Annotated in this window: 19 protein-coding genes; 3 read left to right on the forward strand and 16 right to left on the reverse strand. The window is 60.3% G+C overall.

Annotated features, from left to right (window positions below):
• Position 1 precedes the first annotated feature (1 nt).
• The gene (locus tag QNI11_RS25705) at positions 2-2,197 is read right to left on the reverse strand and encodes a strawberry notch-like NTP hydrolase domain-containing protein (protein WP_283984017.1); all 2,196 of its coding nucleotides are present in this window, start codon (positions 2,195-2,197) and stop codon (positions 2-4) included.
• A gap of 366 nt (positions 2,198-2,563) precedes the next feature.
• Positions 2,564-3,424 (reverse strand): LysR family transcriptional regulator, encoded by an 861-nt coding sequence (locus QNI11_RS25710; RefSeq protein WP_217899066.1) that lies wholly within the window; start codon positions 3,422-3,424, stop codon positions 2,564-2,566.
• A 156-nt stretch (positions 3,425-3,580) separates the two neighbouring features.
• Here QNI11_RS25710 and QNI11_RS25715 point away from each other — a divergent pair, with 156 nt between their 5' ends.
• Positions 3,581-4,300 (forward strand): putative quinol monooxygenase, encoded by a 720-nt coding sequence (locus QNI11_RS25715; protein WP_047998196.1) that lies wholly within the window; start codon positions 3,581-3,583, stop codon positions 4,298-4,300.
• Between the two features lie 256 nt (positions 4,301-4,556).
• Here QNI11_RS25715 and QNI11_RS25720 read toward each other — a convergent pair whose 3' ends face one another.
• The 7 genes from QNI11_RS25720 to QNI11_RS25750 all read right to left on the reverse strand — a co-directional run bounded on the left by QNI11_RS25720 (position 4,557) and on the right by QNI11_RS25750 (position 10,152).
• Positions 4,557-4,976 (reverse strand): hypothetical protein, encoded by a 420-nt coding sequence (locus QNI11_RS25720; RefSeq protein ID WP_088626529.1) that lies wholly within the window; start codon positions 4,974-4,976, stop codon positions 4,557-4,559.
• A complete protein-coding gene (locus tag QNI11_RS25725) occupies positions 4,966-5,208 on the reverse strand; it encodes a type II toxin-antitoxin system Phd/YefM family antitoxin (RefSeq protein ID WP_088626535.1) in 243 nt (80 codons plus the stop codon). Before QNI11_RS25725 ends, QNI11_RS25720 begins: the two co-directional genes overlap by 11 nt.
• An 85-nt stretch (positions 5,209-5,293) precedes the next feature.
• Positions 5,294-5,965, reverse strand: a complete 672-nt coding sequence (locus QNI11_RS25730) for a hypothetical protein (protein WP_088626530.1) — start codon at positions 5,963-5,965, stop codon at positions 5,294-5,296.
• Positions 5,965-6,558, reverse strand: a complete 594-nt coding sequence (locus tag QNI11_RS25735) for a regulator (RefSeq protein ID WP_088626531.1) — start codon at positions 6,556-6,558, stop codon at positions 5,965-5,967. Before QNI11_RS25735 ends, QNI11_RS25730 begins: the two co-directional genes overlap by 1 nt.
• Before the next feature lie 68 nt (positions 6,559-6,626).
• On the reverse strand, positions 6,627-8,600 hold the full coding sequence (locus QNI11_RS25740) for a ParB/RepB/Spo0J family partition protein (protein WP_283984018.1): 1,974 nt from the start codon (positions 8,598-8,600) through the stop codon (positions 6,627-6,629).
• A 151-nt stretch (positions 8,601-8,751) separates the two neighbouring features.
• A complete protein-coding gene (locus QNI11_RS25745) occupies positions 8,752-9,141 on the reverse strand; it encodes a DUF3768 domain-containing protein (RefSeq protein ID WP_283984019.1) in 390 nt (129 codons plus the stop codon).
• A 90-nt stretch (positions 9,142-9,231) separates the two neighbouring features.
• A complete protein-coding gene (locus QNI11_RS25750; protein WP_283984020.1) occupies positions 9,232-10,152 on the reverse strand; it encodes an ArdC family protein in 921 nt (306 codons plus the stop codon).
• A 653-nt stretch (positions 10,153-10,805) separates the two neighbouring features.
• Here QNI11_RS25750 and QNI11_RS25755 point away from each other — a divergent pair.
• Positions 10,806-11,000 carry a DUF1127 domain-containing protein gene (locus tag QNI11_RS25755; RefSeq protein ID WP_283984021.1) on the forward strand — a complete coding sequence of 65 codons (195 nt, stop codon included), beginning with the start codon at positions 10,806-10,808 and terminating at the stop codon, positions 10,998-11,000.
• A 256-nt stretch (positions 11,001-11,256) separates the two neighbouring features.
• On the opposite strand, the gene QNI11_RS25760 is transcribed toward QNI11_RS25755, so the two are convergent.
• The 5 genes from QNI11_RS25760 to QNI11_RS25780 all read right to left on the reverse strand — a co-directional run bounded on the left by QNI11_RS25760 (position 11,257) and on the right by QNI11_RS25780 (position 17,091).
• Entirely contained in the window at positions 11,257-11,901 is a 645-nt protein-coding gene (locus QNI11_RS25760) for a hypothetical protein (protein WP_283984022.1), read from the reverse strand.
• Positions 11,882-14,983 carry a class I SAM-dependent DNA methyltransferase gene (locus tag QNI11_RS25765; protein ID WP_283984023.1) on the reverse strand — a complete coding sequence of 1,034 codons (3,102 nt, stop codon included), beginning with the start codon at positions 14,981-14,983 and terminating at the stop codon, positions 11,882-11,884. The genes QNI11_RS25760 and QNI11_RS25765 overlap by 20 nt, the downstream gene beginning before the upstream one ends.
• Before the next feature lie 93 nt (positions 14,984-15,076).
• Complete coding sequence (locus QNI11_RS25770) at positions 15,077-15,367, reverse strand: hypothetical protein (protein ID WP_283984024.1); 291 nt, start codon at positions 15,365-15,367, stop codon at positions 15,077-15,079.
• A 148-nt stretch (positions 15,368-15,515) separates the two neighbouring features.
• Positions 15,516-16,106, reverse strand: a complete 591-nt coding sequence (locus QNI11_RS25775) for an SMC-Scp complex subunit ScpB (RefSeq protein WP_283984025.1) — start codon at positions 16,104-16,106, stop codon at positions 15,516-15,518.
• Between the two features lie 100 nt (positions 16,107-16,206).
• Positions 16,207-17,091: a DUF1403 family protein gene (locus QNI11_RS25780; protein ID WP_283984026.1), complete on the reverse strand. Its 885-nt coding sequence runs from the start codon at positions 17,089-17,091 to the stop codon at positions 16,207-16,209.
• 156 nt (positions 17,092-17,247) lie between these two features.
• Between QNI11_RS25780 and QNI11_RS25785 the strand changes: the two genes are divergently transcribed.
• The gene (locus tag QNI11_RS25785) at positions 17,248-18,345 is read left to right on the forward strand and encodes a tyrosine-type recombinase/integrase (RefSeq protein WP_283984027.1); all 1,098 of its coding nucleotides are present in this window, start codon (positions 17,248-17,250) and stop codon (positions 18,343-18,345) included.
• A gap of 12 nt (positions 18,346-18,357) precedes the next feature.
• Here QNI11_RS25785 and repC read toward each other — a convergent pair whose 3' ends face one another.
• Entirely contained in the window at positions 18,358-19,638 is a 1,281-nt protein-coding gene (gene repC / locus QNI11_RS25790; RefSeq protein WP_028095334.1) for a plasmid replication protein RepC, read from the reverse strand.
• 160 nt (positions 19,639-19,798) lie between these two features.
• Positions 19,799-20,794 (reverse strand): plasmid partitioning protein RepB, encoded by a 996-nt coding sequence (gene repB / locus QNI11_RS25795; RefSeq protein WP_028095335.1) that lies wholly within the window; start codon positions 20,792-20,794, stop codon positions 19,799-19,801.
• Positions 20,795-20,879 lie beyond the last annotated feature (85 nt).

Here is a 20,879-nt window from a genome sequence, read left to right on the forward strand (position 1 = left end):
CTCAGACGGTTGGAAAGCCGCCGAGGTTTGCAATCAAAATAATGCGCAGCAAAGCCCGCGCTGATATCCAGAAGCCAAGGAAAACAAAAATGAATCCCGGACACCTTCGCATTATCGCGTCCTCGCGATTACGGACCTTATGCGCAGCTGCGCATAACGTCCGGAAGGCACCGGCATAGGCGTCGTAGATCTCGATCTGGGACGGCGTGAGCGCATGTTCGAGCACGTCATATTCCACGCCGTCGAAGCTGAGCGCCCGAGCCGTGTAGAAACCGAGCGTCTTGAGGTCGCGCGCCACCACCTCCATCGCCGCCACCCCGCCGGCCTCCATCGCGGAGACAAAGCTCTCGCGGCTCGGGAAAGGATAGTCCGGTCCCTGTCCCCAGAGACCGAGGCGGGAGGCATAGGCCAGATTGTGCACGCTCGTGGCCCCGGTCGCCGAGACGTAGAAGACCCGTGCCCGGGGCACTGCCAACTGCAAACGCAGCCCGGCGAGACCCTGCTGGGAGGGTTTGACGCCCCTGCCCGCCTCAGACCCGGCGGCGTTCTGCATGGCATGTGCCTCGTCGAAGGCCAGCACGCCGTCGAACCCCTCGCCCATCCAGTCGAGGATCTGGCCGAAGCGCGTCGTCCCACATTTGCCCGCCGAGCGCAGCGTCGCATAGGTGACGAAGAGGATGCCGTCGCCCATGGATATCGGCTGGTCGGGCTTCCATTTCGAGAGCGGCTGGATATCCGCGGGCGAGCCACCAAGATCGGTCCAGTCACGGATCGCATCCTCGATGAGCGTGGCGGATTTGGAGATCCAGACCGCCTTGCGCCGTCCCGCGAGCCAGTTGACCAGGATGAGCCCGGCGCATTCCCGGCCCTTGCTACACCCCGTCCCGTCGCCCAGGAAGTATCCGAGGCGATAAGCCCGGGCTTGCCTGTCATCGTCGGCGCGCATCATCCGGGTCTGGTCTTCGTCGATCGTGAACCTGCCCGGCAGGTCGCGTTCGTGGGCATCATTCGCCATGACGATGGTTTCGAGCTGGGCCTCGGAGAGATGGCCCTCTTCGATCAGGCGACCGGGCAGCCGCAGGTCAGTAGCGGCGGCGTTCGACGGCACCGGCGGGGCCACCGAGGCCATTGCGATACTCTCGACCAGCGGCGTGGGATGTTCCTGCGCGCCCGCAATCTCGATCCGCTGAGGACGGTAACGGGCATAGATGTCCGAAACCGGGGTGTTTTCGCGGGGGGTGTCGAGGGCGGTGAAGGCCAGCGGGACGGCTGCCTGGGCTTTGGGTTTGAAGGTAGAGCTTGCGACAACCCGTCGGCTGCGTACGGCGGGAGTAGTGCCCTGACGCGGCATGGCCCGGACCTGTGCACGCGACTGAAGCGGAGCGTCAGATCGGGTCGCGGCGATATCATCGACGATGTGCTGCGCCGCCTCCAGATCGGCCGCAACCGCGCGGACGAACGCGACCTCCTCCTGCACCTTGTCGAAAACCATGAGCTGGGTCTCAACCGTGGTGCCGAGCTTGCGGTAGACATGGCCGGGGATCGTGAGAGCCAGACGCGGCTTCGCGATGGCCGAGGCCCGCGCCCAATGGGCCGCATCCCGCTCCGGTGAAAATCCCGTCGGCATGATCGCCACGAGCCTACCGCCGGGGGCGAGCCGCTTGGCGGCGGCGATCAGATGCTTTGCCGCGACATGCCTGTCGCGCGACCGATCGACCGAGGAGGCGAAGGGTGGGTTCATCACGATGACGCCCGGAAGATCAGATGCGGTCAGGAGGTCGTCGATATGCTCCGCATCATGGCCGGTCACCTCGACCGCGAAGACCGCCTCGAGCAGGGCGCGGCGGAAGGGATCGATCTCGTTGAGCATCGGCTTACCGCCCGCGCGCAGGGCAAAACCGGCCAGCGCGCCGGTGCCGGCCGAGGGTTCGAGGAAGGTCTCACCAGACCGTATGGACGCAGCGCGTGCAACTAGCGCGGCATAGGGCAACGGGCTGCTGAATTGCTGCAGGCGGATCTGCTGCTCAGAGCGCCGCGTTTCCGTCAGGAGCCGCGAGGCCAGCAGTCCGGCAGAGGTCAGCGCGTCTTGGCCAGTCCCCTGTACGACCTGCATGACCGCAGCGGCCTGCATCGCGTCATAAGCCATGCGCCAGGACCAGGCGCCCGCGGCATCGCTGCCGCCAAAGGTCTCACGCATGAGCCGTGCCAAAGACGAGCTTCTGAGCGGTCCTTCGGCGAGTGCGCTGCCGATCAGAGGCAGGACCTCCCTGAGCCGAGCATGTGATGGGATAACGGGGTCGGTGTTCAGCCTACGATTGACCATGGGATCTGTCCTTCCAGTCAGGTTACGGGTCTGACAGGACAAAAAGCCGCCTTTCCACTTTCGGCAGCGGGGAGGAGGCCCAAGCTTCGGAGGCTAGGCAGATCAAATATGTAAAAGGCCCCGTTGCGGGTGTATTCGGCCAAAGCGGCCGTTCAGGCAGCGCGTGGCGAATGACAACTTCGAGCCCAAAGTACCAGTTACTGCACTATGCGCGAATGTCGGCCATCAATGAGACTACGCCTACACACGCGCAATCTCACGGATCAGATCATTTGTCTCTGGTCTCGTCGTTTGGTGCCGATAACGAAGAGCAGAAACAGTTCGCGAAATTTCAAGGCCGTCGATGAGTATCGAAACGAGGCCCCTATCTGCTGGAATTGCCGTGGTTGGCAAAATCACCGCGCCTAATCCCTGCCGCGCGAGTTCGACTAACCAATCCACGCGATTTGACCGATAGGCCGCGTAGAGTTCGTGACCTTGGTCTGTACATGCCCGATGCAACGCATCGCGCATTTCGCAATTGGGTCGATCGAGCATGTCAGTTTCAGCGAGTGTCGAAAGAGAAATAGCGTTTCGTCCAGACAACGGGTGCGACTTGGACACCACAACCTTGTAGGACTCGTCATAGAGCTGGTCTATTCGATAGAGGTCTTCACTGACCGTCGCCGCTGTGACAACGACGTCAAATTCACCCTCTCGCAATCCGGACAGAAGCTTGGAGGCAGACGCCACGATCAACTCTATTTCGGCTTGCGGCAATCGTGTACGGAAGCGTTCCACGGCGGCTGAAATCCGGTTGTGACCAATCGTTTCGCCAACACCGACAGAAATAGGAACCCGCTCTAGTCGCGTGTGGCGGACGGCTTCTGCCTTAGCTGCCTGCGTTTCGTCATGCGCTTTCTGTAGCCTTGGCTGCATGAGTTTTCCGAGTGCCGTCAACCTGCATCCCGCGCGGTCCCTGACAAACAGATCACCCCCGAGCTCGTGTTCAAGTTTCTTGATCGCGGTCGTCAAGGACGGTTGGGAAACATTTGAGGCGCTAGCGGCATGGGTGAAGTTGCGATGCTGGCAGACAGCCAAAAAATACCTGATCTGGTTCATCTCCACTGCCACAGTCTCCGTCACTTTCCGCCATGAGGTTCACCATAGCACATGTCTATCAAAGAATAGAAGTTCGGGATTGGTGCCTGAGGCATTCGGCATGAGAAAAGGGTGCATCGAATCCAAACAAAACAACTTCTCAATCAGGAGGCGACTATGAAAGCCCAAATTCTCAAGACACTCGCCGCTTTGGCCTTGATCACGACATCTGCAGCCGCACAGGAAACCCCAATGGAAAATCACACTGCCAGCTACATCGCCATGCCCGCCGCTGAAGGCCAGACCGAAGCATTCGCCGAATTTCTGGCCGGAGCCGCCCCGATTGTCGCGGACACCGAACCAGGCACCGTGCTTTGGTTTGCCTTGCAAGACGACGATACGCTCGCGATCTTTGATATCTTCGTGGATGAAGAAGCGCGCAATGCGCATTTCTCCGGCGCTGTGGCCGCGGCTTTGAACCAAAATGCCGACGCGCTGGTCGCCGGGGGCTGGGACGATGGTGTTGTCGCGAATATCAACAATTCGGATGTCCTGTCGGTGAGGGAACCGGTTGATCTCTACTCGGCGACGACAGCCACGTATATCACGCTCGAAGCAGCACCCGGCAAAGGGCCGGAGCTGGCAGCCTTGCTGACCGCAGCTGGTCCCATCGTCGGAGAAACCGAACCTGGCACATTGTTCTGGGCGGCGCTGCAGATTGACGAAACATCTTTCGCAATCTTCGACATCTTCACCAACAATGCTGGCCGTGAAGCACACTTTGCCGGTCAAGTCGCCGGGCTGCTGAACGAACGGGCAGCGGAGTTGGTCGCTGGCGGGTGGGACGACGGTGTGGTCGCTAACGTCCACAACTTCGACATCCTCGCCATCAAGTAACGCGATGTGACAGGAACAAGAGGCGTCTGGTGCAACGCATCAGGCGCTTTGCCGAACGAATTTAGATTCACCGTTAAGCTGTCGTTCGAGTAACTGCAGCGAATTAGCGATTTGTCCGCGCTGCCGACGCTTGCACAGGTCGCAGACAATGACCGCTTCAGCGTAGGCCGACAGATCAGAAGCACCCTTCCAACGACAAGAGCAGAACCATTTGATGCCGTCCAAGCAGCGTACACGAATTGCGGGCACTCGAGGATCAGGACCGGTTCGACAGCTTCAGTCCGCCTGCGGCGCGGAGGCGCTGCACCTCGCGCAAGATCGCGTCGGTAAAGGCCGGACTGAAAGAGCCGCGCGGTGTCCGCTCTTCGAGCGTATAGGAGGCCTCGAGAATATCGGCGTTCAACTCGTTCAGGATCACCCAGAGCCGGAGATCGATCTCAAGGCCCGCACGCCTGGCCTCGGTCTGGGGTATCTCCAGCGCCGACCGCCCCGGGCCCGGAGCTTTGCTGGTGATCGGCGCGATGAACATGACATGCTGGCCAGCTTGATTGGTTACGACGATCACCACGCAGGACGGCCGCTTCTTGCGACCCTCCGTCTCTCCTCGATCCGCCTGCCATTTCCAGAGATAATGATAGTCGAAGACTTGCCCCGCCGCAGGAAAGTCAGCGGTCACGGAAATGCTCTTCAATTCCCTGATCGAGAAGGCTCCCGAGGTCCTCTGGCATATCAGCCACATCGAGTGCCACCTGCGACCCATACCCGGCCGTCAGGGCCTGGAACCGCTCCATCGACATGACCACGAAACGTGGCTTACGGTGTTTCGTGATGGCGACCGGGGCTACGGTCGCCGCCTCGAAGAGATCGCCCGTATTTCGGGTCAAATCCCCCGCTGCGAACTGTTTCATCCTGGCTCTCCACGCATTCTCAGACTTAATAAGTATATACAGAATTTCCCAATATTCTGCAAGAGGCAGGTTGAAAGGCCTCTCCTCAAGGTGGTGCATCGTCAGACCCCCGGCGGGAAAAGAACTCCTCCAGGACAGGGCTCGCCGCACCCTGCGCCGAGCTGAGACGTTCCGATCCCGCCAGAGAGGCCTTCGACAGACGCACGAGACCGCCGGTTTCCTCGATGCGGTAACACCGGCGTTTTTGCCCTCCACGCCGGTAATGGGTGGCGGTTACGATCTGGCAGGTGCTGCCGTCGGTCAGCGTGACCGGCGCTGCAAGCCGTATCCGGTCCCCCTCATCGTAGTCCGGGATCGCTGCCCAGTCCCGGCAGCGCTTGCGCCAAGCATGGGCATAGCTGTCGGGATCCTTCAACTCGGAGAGCAGGGCCAGAAGGCTGACGGGCGCCCGCGACTCCACCGGGCCGGAAGCCTCCTCCATGTCCTTGTAGCCCCAGCATCCATCGTCATAGCGCGTCAGGAAGACGGCCCCGAAGGTGATCGACCCGTCGGCATCGGGCAAGTAGGTCGCATCCTCAACCGGCGCACCATCGAGCGTCGTTATCCTGGCCGCGGCATACCAGGTCGAGCCGACCTTGCAGGCCTTGAGCAGGACTGTCTTGCGGGTATCCGTCTCGAAGGTGCAGAGCCGGGCGATCTCTGCCTTCTCGTCCGCGTAGGTCGTCACACGGCGGTCGGTGTAGAAGAGCCAGCCCATTATGCCACCCTCCGGTCGTCGACCTCGATCAGCGCGTCCAGCGGCACCCGGTAGGGCAGCATCTCGTCGAAATCCTCGCAGTTGCCGCGGTTCTGCACGAGCGCCTGGGTATCGGTGGCGTCCATGAGGATGACCCGGAACGTGCCGCCGAGACCGGAGGGGACATCATAGGTGCCGCCGATCAGGTAGTCGGCCGCACGGCGCGCAAAGACCCGGATCGTGTGGCCATCGGTCGCCAACCGAATGGTGTCGTGTCCGCGATCGAGGAGCATCTGCACGTCGTCGAGAATGTCGGTGTAGAACTGGCCGGTCAGATCACGAAACGCCGCTTGCCGGGCCGCCATCCAATCGGGATCCCGAAACGGGTTGATGCCTGCGGCGAAAGCATAGGAGGGGTCGGCGCGTTCCGTCGTGACGATCCGCGTGGTGGAGCCATCAATCCCGTTCGAGCGCAGATGGACACCATTGCCGACGATCAGGATCAGGGCGGGGTTGCCGACTGGGCCATTCCAGTTCGGCAGGAAGGTGGAGCAGCCGCGCGCATGCGCGATTTGGGCCGCGACGTCCGCGGCGGAAAAGCTGAGAAGTGCCATTGGATTTACCTGTGAGTTTGACAGAGGTGCGACCCGCACCGGCAATGCGGTGCGGGTCGGCTTCAGGGTCAGGCCGCCTCAGAGACCTCGGTTTCGCCTTCGGACGGCTCGGCGCCAGGGGCTTCGAAAAGTTCGGTGCCGGAGGTCTGCATCATCGGCGGGCACCAGGCCGCAACCGCGGCCCGCTGCGCCTCCGTCAGGGTGGCGAAGGGCTCGGCGAAGAGCTTGTCGCAGAAGGCCACGACCTCTTTCTTGGTCGAGGACGCCAAGGTCACCGCCTCCTGCGCGAGCCCCAACTCCTCGCCGAGGATTTTGAGGAGCCATGCCTTCTTGAAGCGGTTGAAGAGCGCCGCGTTCGGCGCCCAGTGCGCGCGGATGTCCGGCATCACCTCGATCTCGAAATCATGCATCAGGCTGTCGCGCTGACGGTCTCGCGCCAAACAGGACTGCGTGGTCGCCGCCGTGGCGTAGGCCACGAGCTTGGCTTTCTCACGCGCATCGAGCGCGCGGAACAAAGCGAACTGATCGGCGGGGGATTTTGCATCATCCGCCCACGAGAGATCGAGCGCGTCATGCGCGGCAGCCATCTGCTCGAGCGACTTGCCATCGATCTCTTCCATCTTGGCGTGGGTACGATACTCCGGGCGCGCATCGAGTTTGATCGCCTGCGTGACGCCTATGCCGTGGCCCAGCACATCGGTGACCAGTTTGAACAGCGTGAGATCCAGCGTGGCCTCCGGGTGCATCGTCATGGCAGCGCCAAGCGCCATCGCCCGCTCGGTCTTCAGGTCCTCGGTCAGCGAGGCGGGATAAGTGATCTCGTCGCTGTCCGCCGCGCCCTCTTCCGCAGAGGTGCCGGGCACTTTGTCGGACCTCTCCGGCCGGTCTTCGGGACGCACCAGCCCGACATGCAGGGAAATCCTGCCCTGCGCCCAGGTGGCGATCACCCCAGAGCGCGCAAGATCCTCGGCGCTGTATGCCTCCTGCAGATCCCGAGCCTCGGCCTCAAGCGCATCCACCCGTTCGTAGAGCGCATTATACGCCTCGTCCGCGAGGTCCTCGTTCTCCATCTCGCGCTCAAGCTTCTCCAGCTCGGCGGTGACCTCATTGACGCGTTGCTGGCCGCTTTCATCAGGCTCGACCGGCCCCGGATAGACCCGGCCAAACTCGGCCATGGCAGCGTAATCGTACTGGATGACCGCATCGGCCCAGGCGAAGCCCATATCCGCGCGCGCCTCTTCGGCCGCGGCGGTGAGCTTTTCGAGCAGGATCGTCTCCACCAGCGCAGAATCCTCGAGCACGGAATGCTCGTCTAGCAGGTCCGCCGCGATGGCACCGCCACGCGCCTCATAGTCCTTGCGCACGAAGGCCCCGATATCGTCACTGACCTGCACGCCACGCGACTTCAGCGCATTCCGGACCGTATAGGCCTGCAGGTAGTTGCCCTCCTTGGTGAGCGCCTCAAAAACCTCTTTCTGCACCTCCTGGCTCGGGTGATCCGCGAAGGCTTTCATCACGTCGAGCGTGATCGCCTTTGCACGTGCCGCCGCGCGGATCTCCGGATGGATGAGCCCGTAGCGCAGCCGACCTTTGACTGCTGCGACCGTGGTGCCGAAGGTCTTCGCGATGGTCTCTGGCGTCTGGCCGTCGACCTCCATCATCCGCGCGAAGGCCTCGAACTCGTCGATGGCATTCATCGGCGCCTGGGTGATGTTCTCGGCGAGCGACAGCGCGGTGGTTACGTCGCAATCGTCCGGGACCAGGCGACAGTCGATCTTGGTGCGATTGGTGAACCCCTTGGCCGCCTTGTCCGCGACCAGCTCCATGAGGGCCGCATGGCGCCTGCCGCCTGCGAGGACGCCGAACTTACCGTCAATCTTCTGGACGAGCAGCGGCTGGAGAAGGCCCAGCACCGCGATGCTGGCCTTCAGATGCGCGATGTTGTCGGAGGCATAGGCCTCAGGGGACTGAGCCCGCACATTCGCGGGATGGGCGACGAGATCGCCGATGGCGACGGAAACGGGCTGGAGGGCTTGTGTCATGAGATGTCCTTCTCTGGGTTCTGCGCCACCCGGACATCCCGGGCGGCCTGACCGATCCCCGGGTCCGGGAACCAAAAGGACAAAAGGCCCACTTTCCCTTTTGGAGGGTCAGCGGGCCTTTCGGTGTAGGTGAAGGAGGCGCGGCGCACCCCTACCAGTCGTGCGCCATCATGATGGTCAGGACACGCGTGGTGGTCTCGGGGTTGCCGGGATCCTCTGCGCCATAGCGGAAGTCTGAATCCGCTTCGTAGAGATCGAGTTTCCAGAACACGGTCTCCCCGCGGATCATAACTGCCCCGAAATCATGCCACCCATCGGGGTCATTCTCAGGCTCGAAGGTCTCAAACTTCCCGGTGGCTTTAACAGCCTCCGCCATGAAGCCCTCGCCGACCTCCATCAATGACCGGGTCACATGCATCCGGCCCTGGACGGGCCGATCAGGTGGCACCCCGAGGCAGACAAGTTTGCGGAAGGCGTCGTTTTGCGAGGCGATGGCGACCGCGTCGGGCGGGGTGAAGGCGGCAGGTTCAGGATGGCTCATGGGTCTTTCCTTTCCGGATGGGTTGTAACCACCAGACCCAAGGCCTCCTTTCACTTTCCCCGGCGGTCTCAGTCGCAATGGGTTCCTGCCTCACGCGGCCCGCTCCCCCTGCCCCGCCTCCGATGCCGCGACGAGATAGTCGCAGGCGCGCTGCGCATCCGCGGCGTGTTTGAAGATCGCCCGTTTGTCCGACCGAAGCACACGCAGCCAGCTGTCAAGATAGGCCGCGTTCAGCTCCAGCGTATGCGCCGAGAACCCCAACTTCTGGCCGAGGAAAACCGTGCAGAGCTCGACGACCTCTTCGCGCGCGTATGCCGTGTTCCCGAAGCGCGCATCGCCATAGCTGCGGTTCAACCGGTGCCGGGGTTTTGTCCAATGCCCCAGCTCGTGCCCCCAGACGGCATAGAAATTCCGCGGGTCCTCGAAGAGCTCGATCGGGGGCATGTAGATCTTGTCGAGCGCCGGGACATAGCAGGCCTCACGCCCCGCAAAGCTGACATTTGCACCGATGGCTTCAAAGAAAGCCTGCATATGCGGGATCGGAGAACGTTCGGGATGATCCTGCGCATCGGGCGGCGCCGGGTGGAAATGGTCCCCCAACCCCTCGATCTGGTCGGCGTTGAAGACACGATAGGATTTCAGGAAGGGAATGGCCTTTGCGTCTTCGCGCTCGGCGTCCTCGTCGGACACGGTGTCCGCTCCGCGGCGCTCCGCAGTGCCGTAATACACGACCAGCGACGACCGTTCGCCTTTGATGACCCGCGCGTCCAGCTCATTTGCCTGCTTGAGCGTCATCCAATAGGGCGAGCTATACCCCGCCACCATCGTGCGCAGGGTCAGGAGGAAATTATTGATACCCTGATAGGGCGCGCCGTTCTGGCGGAGCGGCAGGGAACTTCCACCCACGGTCCATGGTTTGCGCCAGGGCAGCACGCCCCGGTCGATGATTTCGCTGAGCTCGTCAGTGATCGATGCCGCCGCGTCGAACTTGGGCTTGGTGGATTTGGCCATATGTGGTCTCCGATGTCTGAAGGAGCGCACGGCAACCGTGCGCGGATCGGAGAACGCGTCGGAATGCTGATAGCCTCGCCATCTGTCACTCCAGACCCGAGACCTGTCCCGTTCCAGACCCCTCCGGATCCGCCTGAACTAAAAGCCAGCTTTTTCTCTTTCGTAATCCGCCACAACAGCCCTGAAAGAGCCTCACCACCGGGCCACAGACCATGCGCGACACGAATTCCTGCGCCGGTATCGTGGGCCAATTCTTCGCTTGTTGCGGAACCCGAAGCTCATAGAACGCGCATGCAGAAATCAGGCTTGTAGCGCCGTCCCGTTGTAGTTTGCGGCCACAGTCAGCGCTTTTCGGAACAAGCCGTGGCGCATGCTGACATTGTGATCACCGACCTCGCGACTGCACGCTTATCACCGCCAGCCGCTTCATGCTGCATCTGCAAAGTTCCGCAGCCGCCTCAATCAGACACATCCTGATGAAAATACGTGTCGCCAAGTCATTGCGTTTCTGTGTTTTTATCTGACAAAGCCGGTTGCGCCTGATGCATAACGGCTTTGCCACCGCAGCAACTACTTTTCTGCGGCTGCACAATATATGTCCTTTGCAATGGAAATAGCGCCCCAGAACCGGGCATTTTGAAAAAGGTCATGTCATGTCGACGATGGAACTGAACCGCAGCGTTGCTGGCCAGGGTGTGCCCGCCATCTTCGCAAACCTCTTCTCTGGTCTGATCGCCTGGAACGAAGCGCGCGTGACGCGCCAGGAACTGAACGGCCTGTCGGATCGCGAGCTGAACGATATCGGCGTGCTTCGCGCAGACATCGAGCGCATCGCGCGCGGTCTCTGAGCAAACTCTTGCTCTGAAGTGAACGCCCCCCGCCGCCTGTGCAGCGGGCGGCTTTTCTATTGCGCAACTACGCTATGTTCTCGTCACGGTCAGCAACTGAGAGCTTTCCAAGATCGGCCGAATCGAAGCGGAAAGACAGAAGAAATAGCCAGAAGAATTTGAGGGTATCTGGAGATGGCCGAAATCGTTGTTTGGCCCAGGCAAATTGGCCTTCCACAACGAAAGAACGGGCTTTCATCTGTCAAGCTCTCGGTCTTCAGGGCCAAGCCAACAAAGTGTGAGCGACCTCAATCACATGGCCCGGGACACAGGCATGTGTTGTATGGAAACGATGTGGGCGACCACTTACAATGGGAGCATCCCGTTCAGACTGAAGGCCAACGGTGGCAGAACGAATTGCTAGAATTCTCCCAACGCCACGTCTTGCCACGTCCGATTTCGCGTTCATAACGTAGCCCAGCATCATCGCCAAAGGCAGGCCATTTGAGTACTGGCCGGTCACGAAGCGCATCAGTCCTTCATCGACATACTCGCCGACCAAAGCACGCACCCCAGTTTTATAGGGGACGTTTAGCCGTTTGCATTCGCAGGCCAGATACACATCCTCATCGTCACCTATCGTCAAAACGAAGTCTATTTTGCTAGGCGCAGATACGTTGCCGCAGCCATCTTCAGCAAGCAATGTATATTGATAAATGATGCGCCCTGGTACTAGCTTTGTGCGAATCAAAGATTTCACGAGATGCTCAGTGATGTGATCTTCATGCGTCATCGCATTTTTTCTAGATTGCAGCGGCGCAATGCAGATAGGCCACGCGGTTTCGACCGCCTCCGTGATGCGCTCTTCCAGGCCCCGAAAATGAGGGAGCCACGCATTTAGATCACCGGCCAGCATATTCACCGCCGATCTTATCTTGGCGCGCCACAGCAGCCGTCAATTCTGCAGCTATTTGCTCCGCATCAGCTAAGGCCGTTGACCTCAGCCAATGCCGCAGCTGCATCGGCTTAACCAAGTACATATCACTACCGATCACGAAGCGAAGATCCGGTACCACCTGCACGTTGCCCGGCAGGCGTATCGGCAGATTGGCTTGAATGGACTGAAGGAACTGCCCAACTTCTGGAAGCACCTCTTCGCGATATTCATCGACTCTGGGGACAATGGACAATTTCAGAACCGCGATATCAGCTGATCTCGCGGCGAGTGAAGCCTGAATCGGTTGTCGAAAACAGGGCGAGAGAGCTTCGCAAATCGCGGCGGCGTACCCGGCGCGATTTTCATAGTTGCTACTGGCCCAGATTTTTTGCAGCCCCGCGCTACGCCGAGGCTGCATCGCGGGGATTATATACCGAAAAGTGTCCTCAATCAGCGCGATTTCATGTTCGCCCAGGCCATAGTACTCATAGACTAGGCGATCAATCTCACCGCGGGGATCAAACTCCATAGCAAGCAGCTTATCCGCCTCCGCGATCTCCCGATCGATTAGCTCGATAATTTCTTCCTCTGCGGCAGCAGCTCTTTCCGGATCAGGCATATTCTTCGCAAGATCGAACGGTAGCTTTAGCAATTCACCCTGATGCACCTTGGCGCGGTCAGCACCGAGGTTGGCTGTATCGTGGAAGAAGACCCAAGCCGCCAAACTGCTATTCAAGACAGCTGTCAAAACCTTCGCAGTTCGCTTTTCTTGTTCGGGGAATGCGATTGCTTGGATCGAGTGCTGAAAGATGAGGTCCTGCTCGCAATATGAAGCACGAACACGGCCAATAGAGCGCTCCACACCTTGTGGGATCAATATATGCGGACCAATAAATCCATCCGCAAACCCCGAGCGGTGCACGGTTGACGTGGGCCAAGGATCGGTTTCCACTTTTGGGAGAGCTATCGATCGGAATGCACCGGCCCTCAAGAACGGGAAACGGGTGACGATTCCTGCCGTCGTGGTTCTGTAGCCTGATTCGTCCAGTCGATCTTCTTGGGCCGGTTTAAAACCCTGCCCGATCACCCAGTCTGTCGTTCGATCGACTTCGGCTTTGGCCTTACGGATACTTTGATATTCCTTGATGAAGTTGTTCAGTGCAGGAATGGTACGAAGATACTGGAGAAGCGTTTCTTCAGGGCCACGCGTCCAGAGCCGTCGCTTGAACAACGTCGGATCTTCACTGACCAAATCCGAACGGAAACGAAGCCGATCCGCACGCGACAATGTCATTACCCGTTTGAGTCGCAGATTGAGATCGGCTTTCGGCACCCAATACTCGAAGCGATAAGCTGCCTGCTCGCCTTTGATGGGGGCATACAGAACGAAGGCTGTCGGTCGTTGCGCTCCATCAAATAGCTGGAAACAAAGGTCCGATAAATTCACGATGCGTCTGACCCGCGCGTCACTTAGCAGCCGTCGTCTCGCGTCCTGAGCCTCTCGGGATGTATTGTGTAGAACTCCCATCGCCGGCAACAGAAATGCGACGAGCCCATCCGGTTTGACCACCTTCAAGGCCTTCCAAACGAAGCCCCAAGCAATATCCTTGGCGGGATTAGGAAACCCGTTCGCTTTTGCCCATTTCTGGGCGGTGGTGACCTGGCCGCTCCGCCCCTTCCATGGCGGATTTCCGACAATTGCATCGAATTTTGGCGAATCCTCCAGCGCAAAGAAATCGGACGCCGGGAGCAGTGTATCGCCGTAGAGGGAGGGCAAGAGTTTCCCGGCTTTCAGGAGAGCCGGAAGGTCAGGCGGATTGGATTGTTCGAGCAACGCAATGTAGAGAGAGAAGGCTGCCACGCGGACTGCAGACGGATTAATATCCCCTCCATGTAACCGGCGTGCAATAGTCTTTAGCTCATTCCACGAGGCATGCCGCTTGTCCTTGATCCGGCAATGATGCGCGACGAGGCGCTGGAACAGCCGGACAAGGAAAATTCCAGAACCACATGCGGGGTCACAGAAGATACCGCTTGCCCGTTGTTTGTCGGTAAGATCGTCCCATAGCTGGTTTACCACGACGTCTGCCAAGAACATCGGCGTATAGAATGCCCCGTCAGCGCTTTTCTTCTCAGCTTCTTCCTTCAGGAACCGGTCATAAACCGCACTGATAAGTCCGATCGACATATATCTGAAATCATAGCCCCAAAGGCGAAGCTGCCCTGACGCCATTTCTTCCCGACCATGCCTAAAGCGCGCGAGCGCTTGAAGGTGTCGTGGAGCCAGCTTTGGTGGCGTTGTCTCTGCCATCTCGAAGGCACACGGTGCGTTGAAGAGGTTGCCGTTGAAGGCATCTTTCAACCAAACGAACAGGGCCTCAAAGTGTTCAGGGGTATCCGCCAGAAGCATGTCTGCCAAACTGGAACATGACCCATCGGATGCGTCTTTGAACACCGCTTCTTTGAGGATCTTACGATCCTCGAGATAGGCGATGAACATCGTCTGCATCAGTAGCGCCTGCGCGCCCTCTCCCCCGAGGTCACCGCGCATGTCACGAAAAGCTTCGAGCAAGTTCGATAGCAAAACGCTGTCAACGCGGTCATCAGGGTCAAAGTACTCATCATTCTCGAGCCAAAAACGCCCCGACTCAGTCGAGTCGATCAGTTCTCGAAGGGCAATGGCGTCTTCAAGGAGTGAGAGAGTGGTGATCATCCGAGGGTCGTTTTGCCGTCCCTCGGCGCGTTGAAACGGTCTCTGAACCAAGGAATAGGCCACCAGCTCATCCTCCTTGAGGACAAGTAAGAGGCTCATCAGGCCCTGATTCCAGAGTATCCGGTGGAGCTCATCGATTTGTGCGACAGATACATCCGGCCGGTTGAGAAAGCCGACCGTTGGAACCCCTTCGATACAAAAGACCGCCGCAAGACCGAGATCGGTCAACGCAAATTGGATTGCTTCCGCATGTGGCCCGGGGCTGATTTCGGCGGCTGACGTATAAAACTCTGGCGCAGATCGACGATCAAGAGAAAGAGCCTCTTGCCAATATGCCACTAGGCCATCAGACATGTCCCGCCCTCCTTCTCTCGAAGAGACATAGCAGCGACCGCGCGGGGGTAGAACGTAAAGCGAACAAACCCCATCCCTGAGGCGTGTTTCGGCTCACTTCCCCAACTCCAGAACGCCTTGCGGATCTCCCGCAAACTTTCCGGGTTTTGATGCCCCTCGCGGCTTCTTTCTGCTGGGTTCGAGGCGATGAAAGACTGGCTCGAAGTCGATCTCATGGGCCGACATCTCGGCAGCGAGGCCGGCAATGACCGCAAGATGATCCGGAACTTCACCCTTCTTCTTGTAGTTGGAAATCGAATTCGGTTGCATCCCCATAAGATCCGCAAAACGCCGGACCGTCAGTCCTGCCTTGTTCAGTTCAACGATGAAGTCATCGTAAGTCACAGCGCCATACACCCATGATTTAATGAGCTTACCACATAAAATCATGGGTCTTCAATGAACGTGTCGCACGGTTTCAAATGTGTTGTCCACGCCTCCGCGTCTCATCCAAGTATCCAACAGCTTTGGGCGAGGCGTTGAAGTGTGCCTATTAACCATCAATGCCTGCATCCACCAGCTGCTCCCGATCCGGCAGGTCTTGCAACGTCTCCCGATCGAACGCGACCAAGAACTGATTGGTCGTCACGAAGGTATAGGGCGCGCCACGCTGAGGCGCCCTTGGCCCGGTCCCGATCAGGTCGCGTGCATGCAGGCGCCCGATCAGGTCGCGGCTGATCTCCTTACCGAAGATATCCTTCAGCCCGTCGCGGGTGACCGGCTGGTGGTAGGCGATGGCGGCCAGGACCGCGACGTCGAATTCACTCAAATCCAGCAACTGGTCGCCGACATCCGCCGCCACGCGGATCGCTGGCGCATAGGCGGCGCGCGTCCGAAACATCCAGCCGCCGGCGACCTGGGCAAGCTGGACCGCCCGGCCCTCCAGCTCGGCTGACAGGTCCCCGACCAGCAGGTCCACCGACACCCCCTGCCCCACGACCCGCGCCAGATCCTCGCGCGGCACCGGCGAGGCAGAGGCAAAGAGCACCGCCTCGATCCGGCGCATCCATTCCCGCCAGCGCAGCTCCGGCGGCAGGTCCGCCAGCTCGCGGTCAAGCTCGGGCTCGCGTCGATCCCTGGCCATCACGAGACCTTTCGGGATCGCATGGCCGCCCCGCAAGACCGCTTCCCGTCCGCATCCTCATTCGGACCAATGGCATTCTGATGCGAACTGCTGGCCATGCTCATACCCCGTAGAGCCGGAAGGTGTCCCGGCCCGTCAGCTCCCGCACCGCGCCAAGCTCGACCAGCCGGTCGCAGAGCCGTCGCGCGGCACGGTCCGGCAGGGGTAGCGCTGCGGGCGCAACAGCGTCGCGGATCAGGAACATCTCCACCGCCTCCCCTGCCCCCCTGGCCCGTAGCCGGGGCGCGACCGCCTTCAGATGCGCCACCCGGCGGGAAAGGTCGGCGGAGAGGCGCAGGGCCTCGGCCGCCGAGGCAAGAAGCGCCCGATGGCAGGCCATCCGCAGCTCCTCGCCCCGCTTCCGCAGATCGGCGCGCGTCAGGCCCGCGGCCACCAGCGGGACCACATGCGTCCAGCCAAGCGCCTGGGCGAGGGCTGCATCGGCAAGAACCAACGCGGGCACATCGGCGCGCGGCGCCTCCGCCCATACCGCTTCCAAAACCATCGCCACGCGGGTCACCGGCGGTCCCCGTCCTGCGTCAAGCCAGCTGGCAATCAGGCTTGCCTCGACATGCGGCAGCGCCCGGGCAAGCGCCTTGACCGACACCGGCCGTTCCACCGCGCGCCGCCAGGCGAGGTACATTTCCCCCGCCGGTCCCGGCAGGTCGCCCGGACGCAGCAGATGCACCGCATCGCGCAGCTCCGCTGCCCGCTCCGGACGCCCGGAAAACGCGACACAGGCCTCCGCCGCGCGCAGCGCCAGTCGGTCCCGCAGCAGGGCCTGCGGCACGTCCTCACAACCCAACACAAGGTGCAGCTGGCTCAACGCCGCACCCGACGAAAACGCAACATCTTCAAGGGAGTCAGACCGCGCGCCGCGGATCCAGGCCGGCATCCCGGGCTGGGGGTCCAAGGTCCTGGAGTGGTTCGGCGGCGCAAATGTCATGCCCGAAGCCTATCTCAGTACGGCGCTTTTTGCCACAGAATAGCGCTTAAACCGCCGCATCTTGTCAGACGCAACTATGTCCGATAAGTTTGCATTATCGGACATGAAAAGATATGCTGGGAAGCAGTTCAATTTCATCACCGGATTCAATGGAAAATGCCCTCAGAGACCGAGAAATCGACGTCAGCGCCCACTGATGCGACAAATGATGTTCCCCTCGACGGGAGAGATCAAGAGGAAAGCGACAGTATCGCCCTGCCCTCCCATGTCGCGGGGTCCGGCAAGCTCGATCGACTGGTCGACACCGCGCGTGACTACGCGCGCGCGGCCGCGTCGGACAACACGCTGAAGGCTTATGCAAAGGACTGGGCGCATTTCGCGCGCTGGTGCCGGATGAAAGGCACCGAGCCATTGCCCCCCTCCCCTGAAATGATCGGGCTCTACCTCGCGGACCTGGCCTCCGGGTTGGGCCCCTCCCCTCCCCTATCTGTCAGCACAATCAACCGGCGCCTCTCAGGCCTCGCCTGGAACTACGCGCAGCGGGGGTTCACCCTTGATCGGAAAAACCGGCACATTGCCACGGTCCTGGCGGGGATCAAACGCAAGCATGCGCGTCCGCCGGTGCAGAAGGAAGCGATCCTGGCTGAGGACATCGTGGCGATGGTCGCCACCCTTCCTTTCGACCTGCGCGGGCTGCGGGATCGGGCAATCCTTCTCCTTGGATACGCCGGAGGCTTGCGCCGCTCGGAAATCGTCAGTCTCGACGCGCACAAGAACGACACGCCCGACTCCGGCGGCTGGATAGAGATTATGGAGAAGGGTGTCCTTCTCACGCTCGATGCCAAGACGGGCTGGCGCGAGGTTGAAATCGGCCGCGGCTCCAAGGAGCAGAGCTGCCCCGTGCATGCGCTGGAGCAATGGCTGCACTTTGCCAAGATCGACTTCGGCCCAGTCTTCGTCGGCACCTCGCGCGATGGCAACCGCGCCACTGAAACGCGACTGAATGACAAGCATGTTGCGCGCCTGATCAAGCGGACGGTCCTGGACGCCGGCATCCGATCCGAGCTGCCCGAAAAGGAACGCCTGGCGCTGTTCTCCGGCCATTCGCTGCGCGCCGGTCTCGCCAGCTCCGCCGAAGTCGACGAGCGCTACGTTCAAAAACAGCTTGGTCATGCCTCGGCCGAGATGACCCGCCGCTACCAGCGCCGGCGCGACCGGTTCCGCGTGAACCTAACCAAGGCCGCCGGACTCTGATCCCCTGCCCCATCACGCCGCCTGCCCACTGAGCCTGCCATAGAAGCTGCGCTCGAGATGCAGCTCCCCTGCCCCGGCCTTCTCGACCATGCCGCGCAGATATCCGCCCGGCGAGGAAACTTCGCCCGCGCAATGCTTCTCGAAGACAAGCGCCAGCGCCGCTGTCGCCACCTGTTTGCCCAGCCGGTCTTGCGCCACGTTCCACGCATGCTCGGACACCCCGATCATCGGCCTGAGCTGCCCGGCAACCCGGTGCAGATCGCCCCAATCCTTCAGGAAGCCGCCCATATTACGCGCCCAGGACGCGAATTCGGGACAGGCCTGCATCACTGTGGGCAGATCCAGTGCCGCGCGCTTCTTGCGGACTTCAGCCACCCACTCTTCCAGCTCCCTGTCAACCTGATCTTCGGGCTGAGCATTGGGCACCACGGCCGCGACTTCCTCATTTTCTGAGGAATTACGAGTTACAGGATCAAGTTGGTTTGTAATTAGTATATGAGGGTCAGAAATGACCTCCCTGGGGTTCATTTCTTGAGTCTTCTCGGGAACTTGTTCCTTGGCTTCGGGCGCGTTTTCCACAGGTTGAACGACCTCGGTTGCCTTGAGATAGGCCGCTTCGACGCGCTCCTGAAGTTCCTTGAACCAGGTCAGCAACCGCGCAAGTTGCTCAGAGGCTTCATGACGGCGCGGAAGCCGATCAAGAAGCTCCTCGAAGAGGCCTGTGAATTGCGTCCAAGGACCGCGCAGCGCGCTGCTGACGGCGGTCTCGATCCGCGCGCGGATCATCCGGCGTGCCACGGTGATCTGGCGCTTCAAGCGCTGGCAGAGCTCGCGTTCGGCCTGCAAATCGCTATGCAGTTCCTCGAACTCCTCGACGCGAGCTGCGAGCGGCGACAGATCGAAGCCATAGGCCTCCACGATGCGCCCCTCAGCGTCCCTACGGCCCCAACGCTTGCCGTTCGGGCTGTCCTGGAAGGAGATCACGCCGATCTCGGCCAGGCGCCGCGCATGGCGTTTCAGCGCGGAAAGCGAGAAGCCCGTCTGCTCTATCAGATAGGCGTTCGATGCCCAGACGATCGGGCGCTGACCCTCCTCCCAGTCCTGGGCCTGGGTAAACGCCCCGAGCGTGTCGAGGAGCATCATGTCCCCCGCCTTGAGGCCAATGTAGGCTCCGACCCGCTTCACGGCCACGAAGGCCCGCGTTTTGGGTACAGCTACCTGTTCACCGGCTTGGGCAAGCTGCTCTGCAATGCCAAGACCCGGTGTCGGCTTGCGCCAACCTGTATGCTTCATGCCTGTTTCTCACCTCCAGTTATGTGGAGGCAAAAGAAAGCCGTTCGCCGAAGTGGCGTTCTTGTTGACAGTGATTCGCGGGAGAGATATCTTCTAAGCGACCAAACTTTTCAGATTAGCTCTCAGGCCACGCTGCTTGGGGGCTTTTCTTTTGCCTAGATCATTGTTCTGACTGCTCCTCTTTCGTCGCGAGGAATTCGCTGTACAGCTGATCAAGCCGACCCGAGAGAAAGTCTCCGAACTCGGTTGAATCTTGTGCCGTAAGCGAAATGCTGAATGCCTTTCCGGAACGACCGATGACTCCCTTGATGCGGCCTTTGCCGGCAGTCCAGGTTCGTTTCTTGGGCGCGGCACGCGTTTTTCGGCGCTTCGGCACCCTACCCGCTTCTGCCAGCTTGCTATGCAGGAACTCAAAGCGAGCATCACTGTCGAGGTTCTGAAACCCGTCGAACTCCAGAGCTCCCTCGAGGATCTTGTCATTCGATGGTTCCGAAGCCAACTTTTTGAAGTCTTCCCAGCGATCACGCCCAATCTGCTTGGCCGGCCCAATCTGTTCGATGACGTACCTAGGGACGTTCTGCGCCACTGACAGCATCCGTGAAAGCAACGTCCCATCGATGGTAAGTGCGGACTGGATCACGTCCTTTGCTTGTCCCATATCCAAGAGGCTCTTCGCAAAAAGGGCCTTCTCAATAAAAGAGAGGTCTGCGCGCGCAGTGTTTTCCTGCCCTTGAGCAAGAATGTGGGCCACATCGTCCATTGGTTTTACAACTGCGCGAACCTTACGGCCGAGCGCCGATGCAACGCGCACACGGCGATGCCCGAAGACGATCATATAGCGGCCATCCGCTTCCGGATGCGGTCTAAGCAGTACCGGCGTGTCCTGGCGACCCGCTGCGATCGATGCTTTCAGTTCGTCGAAAGCAACATCGTCATCACTAAGCCGATCCGAAACGAATGACACATCGATCAATTGCGGATCGATCTCGACAATGGTTTCACCTTCAAGGAGACGCTTCGAGTTTTCCGCAAGGCTATCAATCGAAACCTTCATCGATTTCGAAGCACCGCGCATTGCGTATCCAGAGCGACCGGAATCCTTGGGCTGCTCCGGCGAGCCCGCCATAACGCTCTTCAGGAGGTCTTTGCGAGCCATCAAGCCATCTCCTTTTCGTCCAAATCCAACCAAAGCGCCGCGCGCATTTCGACAGTTGCACGGCTGTCAAAACTAGCTCTCTGCA

Source organism: Sagittula sp. MA-2, assembly GCF_030126985.1.
Lineage (GTDB): Bacteria > Pseudomonadota > Alphaproteobacteria > Rhodobacterales > Rhodobacteraceae > Sagittula.

Coding starts and splice junctions, on each gene's coding strand:
- QNI11_RS25785 (WP_283984027.1), top strand. CDS start 17,248: ATGCCCTCAGAGACCGAGAAATCGACGTCAGCGCCCACTGATGCGACA.
- QNI11_RS25725 (WP_088626535.1), bottom strand. CDS start 5,208: ATGAAACAGTTCGCAGCGGGGGATTTGACCCGAAATACGGGCGATCTC.
- repC (WP_028095334.1), bottom strand. CDS start 19,638: ATGAAGCATACAGGTTGGCGCAAGCCGACACCGGGTCTTGGCATTGCA.
- repB (WP_028095335.1), bottom strand. CDS start 20,794: ATGGCTCGCAAAGACCTCCTGAAGAGCGTTATGGCGGGCTCGCCGGAG.
- QNI11_RS25775 (WP_283984025.1), bottom strand. CDS start 16,106: ATGGCCAGGGATCGACGCGAGCCCGAGCTTGACCGCGAGCTGGCGGAC.
- QNI11_RS25750 (WP_283984020.1), bottom strand. CDS start 10,152: ATGGCCAAATCCACCAAGCCCAAGTTCGACGCGGCGGCATCGATCACT.
- QNI11_RS25780 (WP_283984026.1), bottom strand. CDS start 17,091: ATGACATTTGCGCCGCCGAACCACTCCAGGACCTTGGACCCCCAGCCC.
- QNI11_RS25735 (WP_088626531.1), bottom strand. CDS start 6,558: ATGGCACTTCTCAGCTTTTCCGCCGCGGACGTCGCGGCCCAAATCGCG.
- QNI11_RS25710 (WP_217899066.1), bottom strand. CDS start 3,424: ATGAACCAGATCAGGTATTTTTTGGCTGTCTGCCAGCATCGCAACTTC.
- QNI11_RS25755 (WP_283984021.1), top strand. CDS start 10,806: ATGTCGACGATGGAACTGAACCGCAGCGTTGCTGGCCAGGGTGTGCCC.
- QNI11_RS25705 (WP_283984017.1), bottom strand. CDS start 2,197: ATGCGTGAGACCTTTGGCGGCAGCGATGCCGCGGGCGCCTGGTCCTGG.
- QNI11_RS25745 (WP_283984019.1), bottom strand. CDS start 9,141: ATGAGCCATCCTGAACCTGCCGCCTTCACCCCGCCCGACGCGGTCGCC.
- QNI11_RS25740 (WP_283984018.1), bottom strand. CDS start 8,600: ATGACACAAGCCCTCCAGCCCGTTTCCGTCGCCATCGGCGATCTCGTC.
- QNI11_RS25715 (WP_047998196.1), top strand. CDS start 3,581: ATGAAAGCCCAAATTCTCAAGACACTCGCCGCTTTGGCCTTGATCACG.
- QNI11_RS25765 (WP_283984023.1), bottom strand. CDS start 14,983: ATGTCTGATGGCCTAGTGGCATATTGGCAAGAGGCTCTTTCTCTTGAT.
- QNI11_RS25730 (WP_088626530.1), bottom strand. CDS start 5,965: ATGGGCTGGCTCTTCTACACCGACCGCCGTGTGACGACCTACGCGGAC.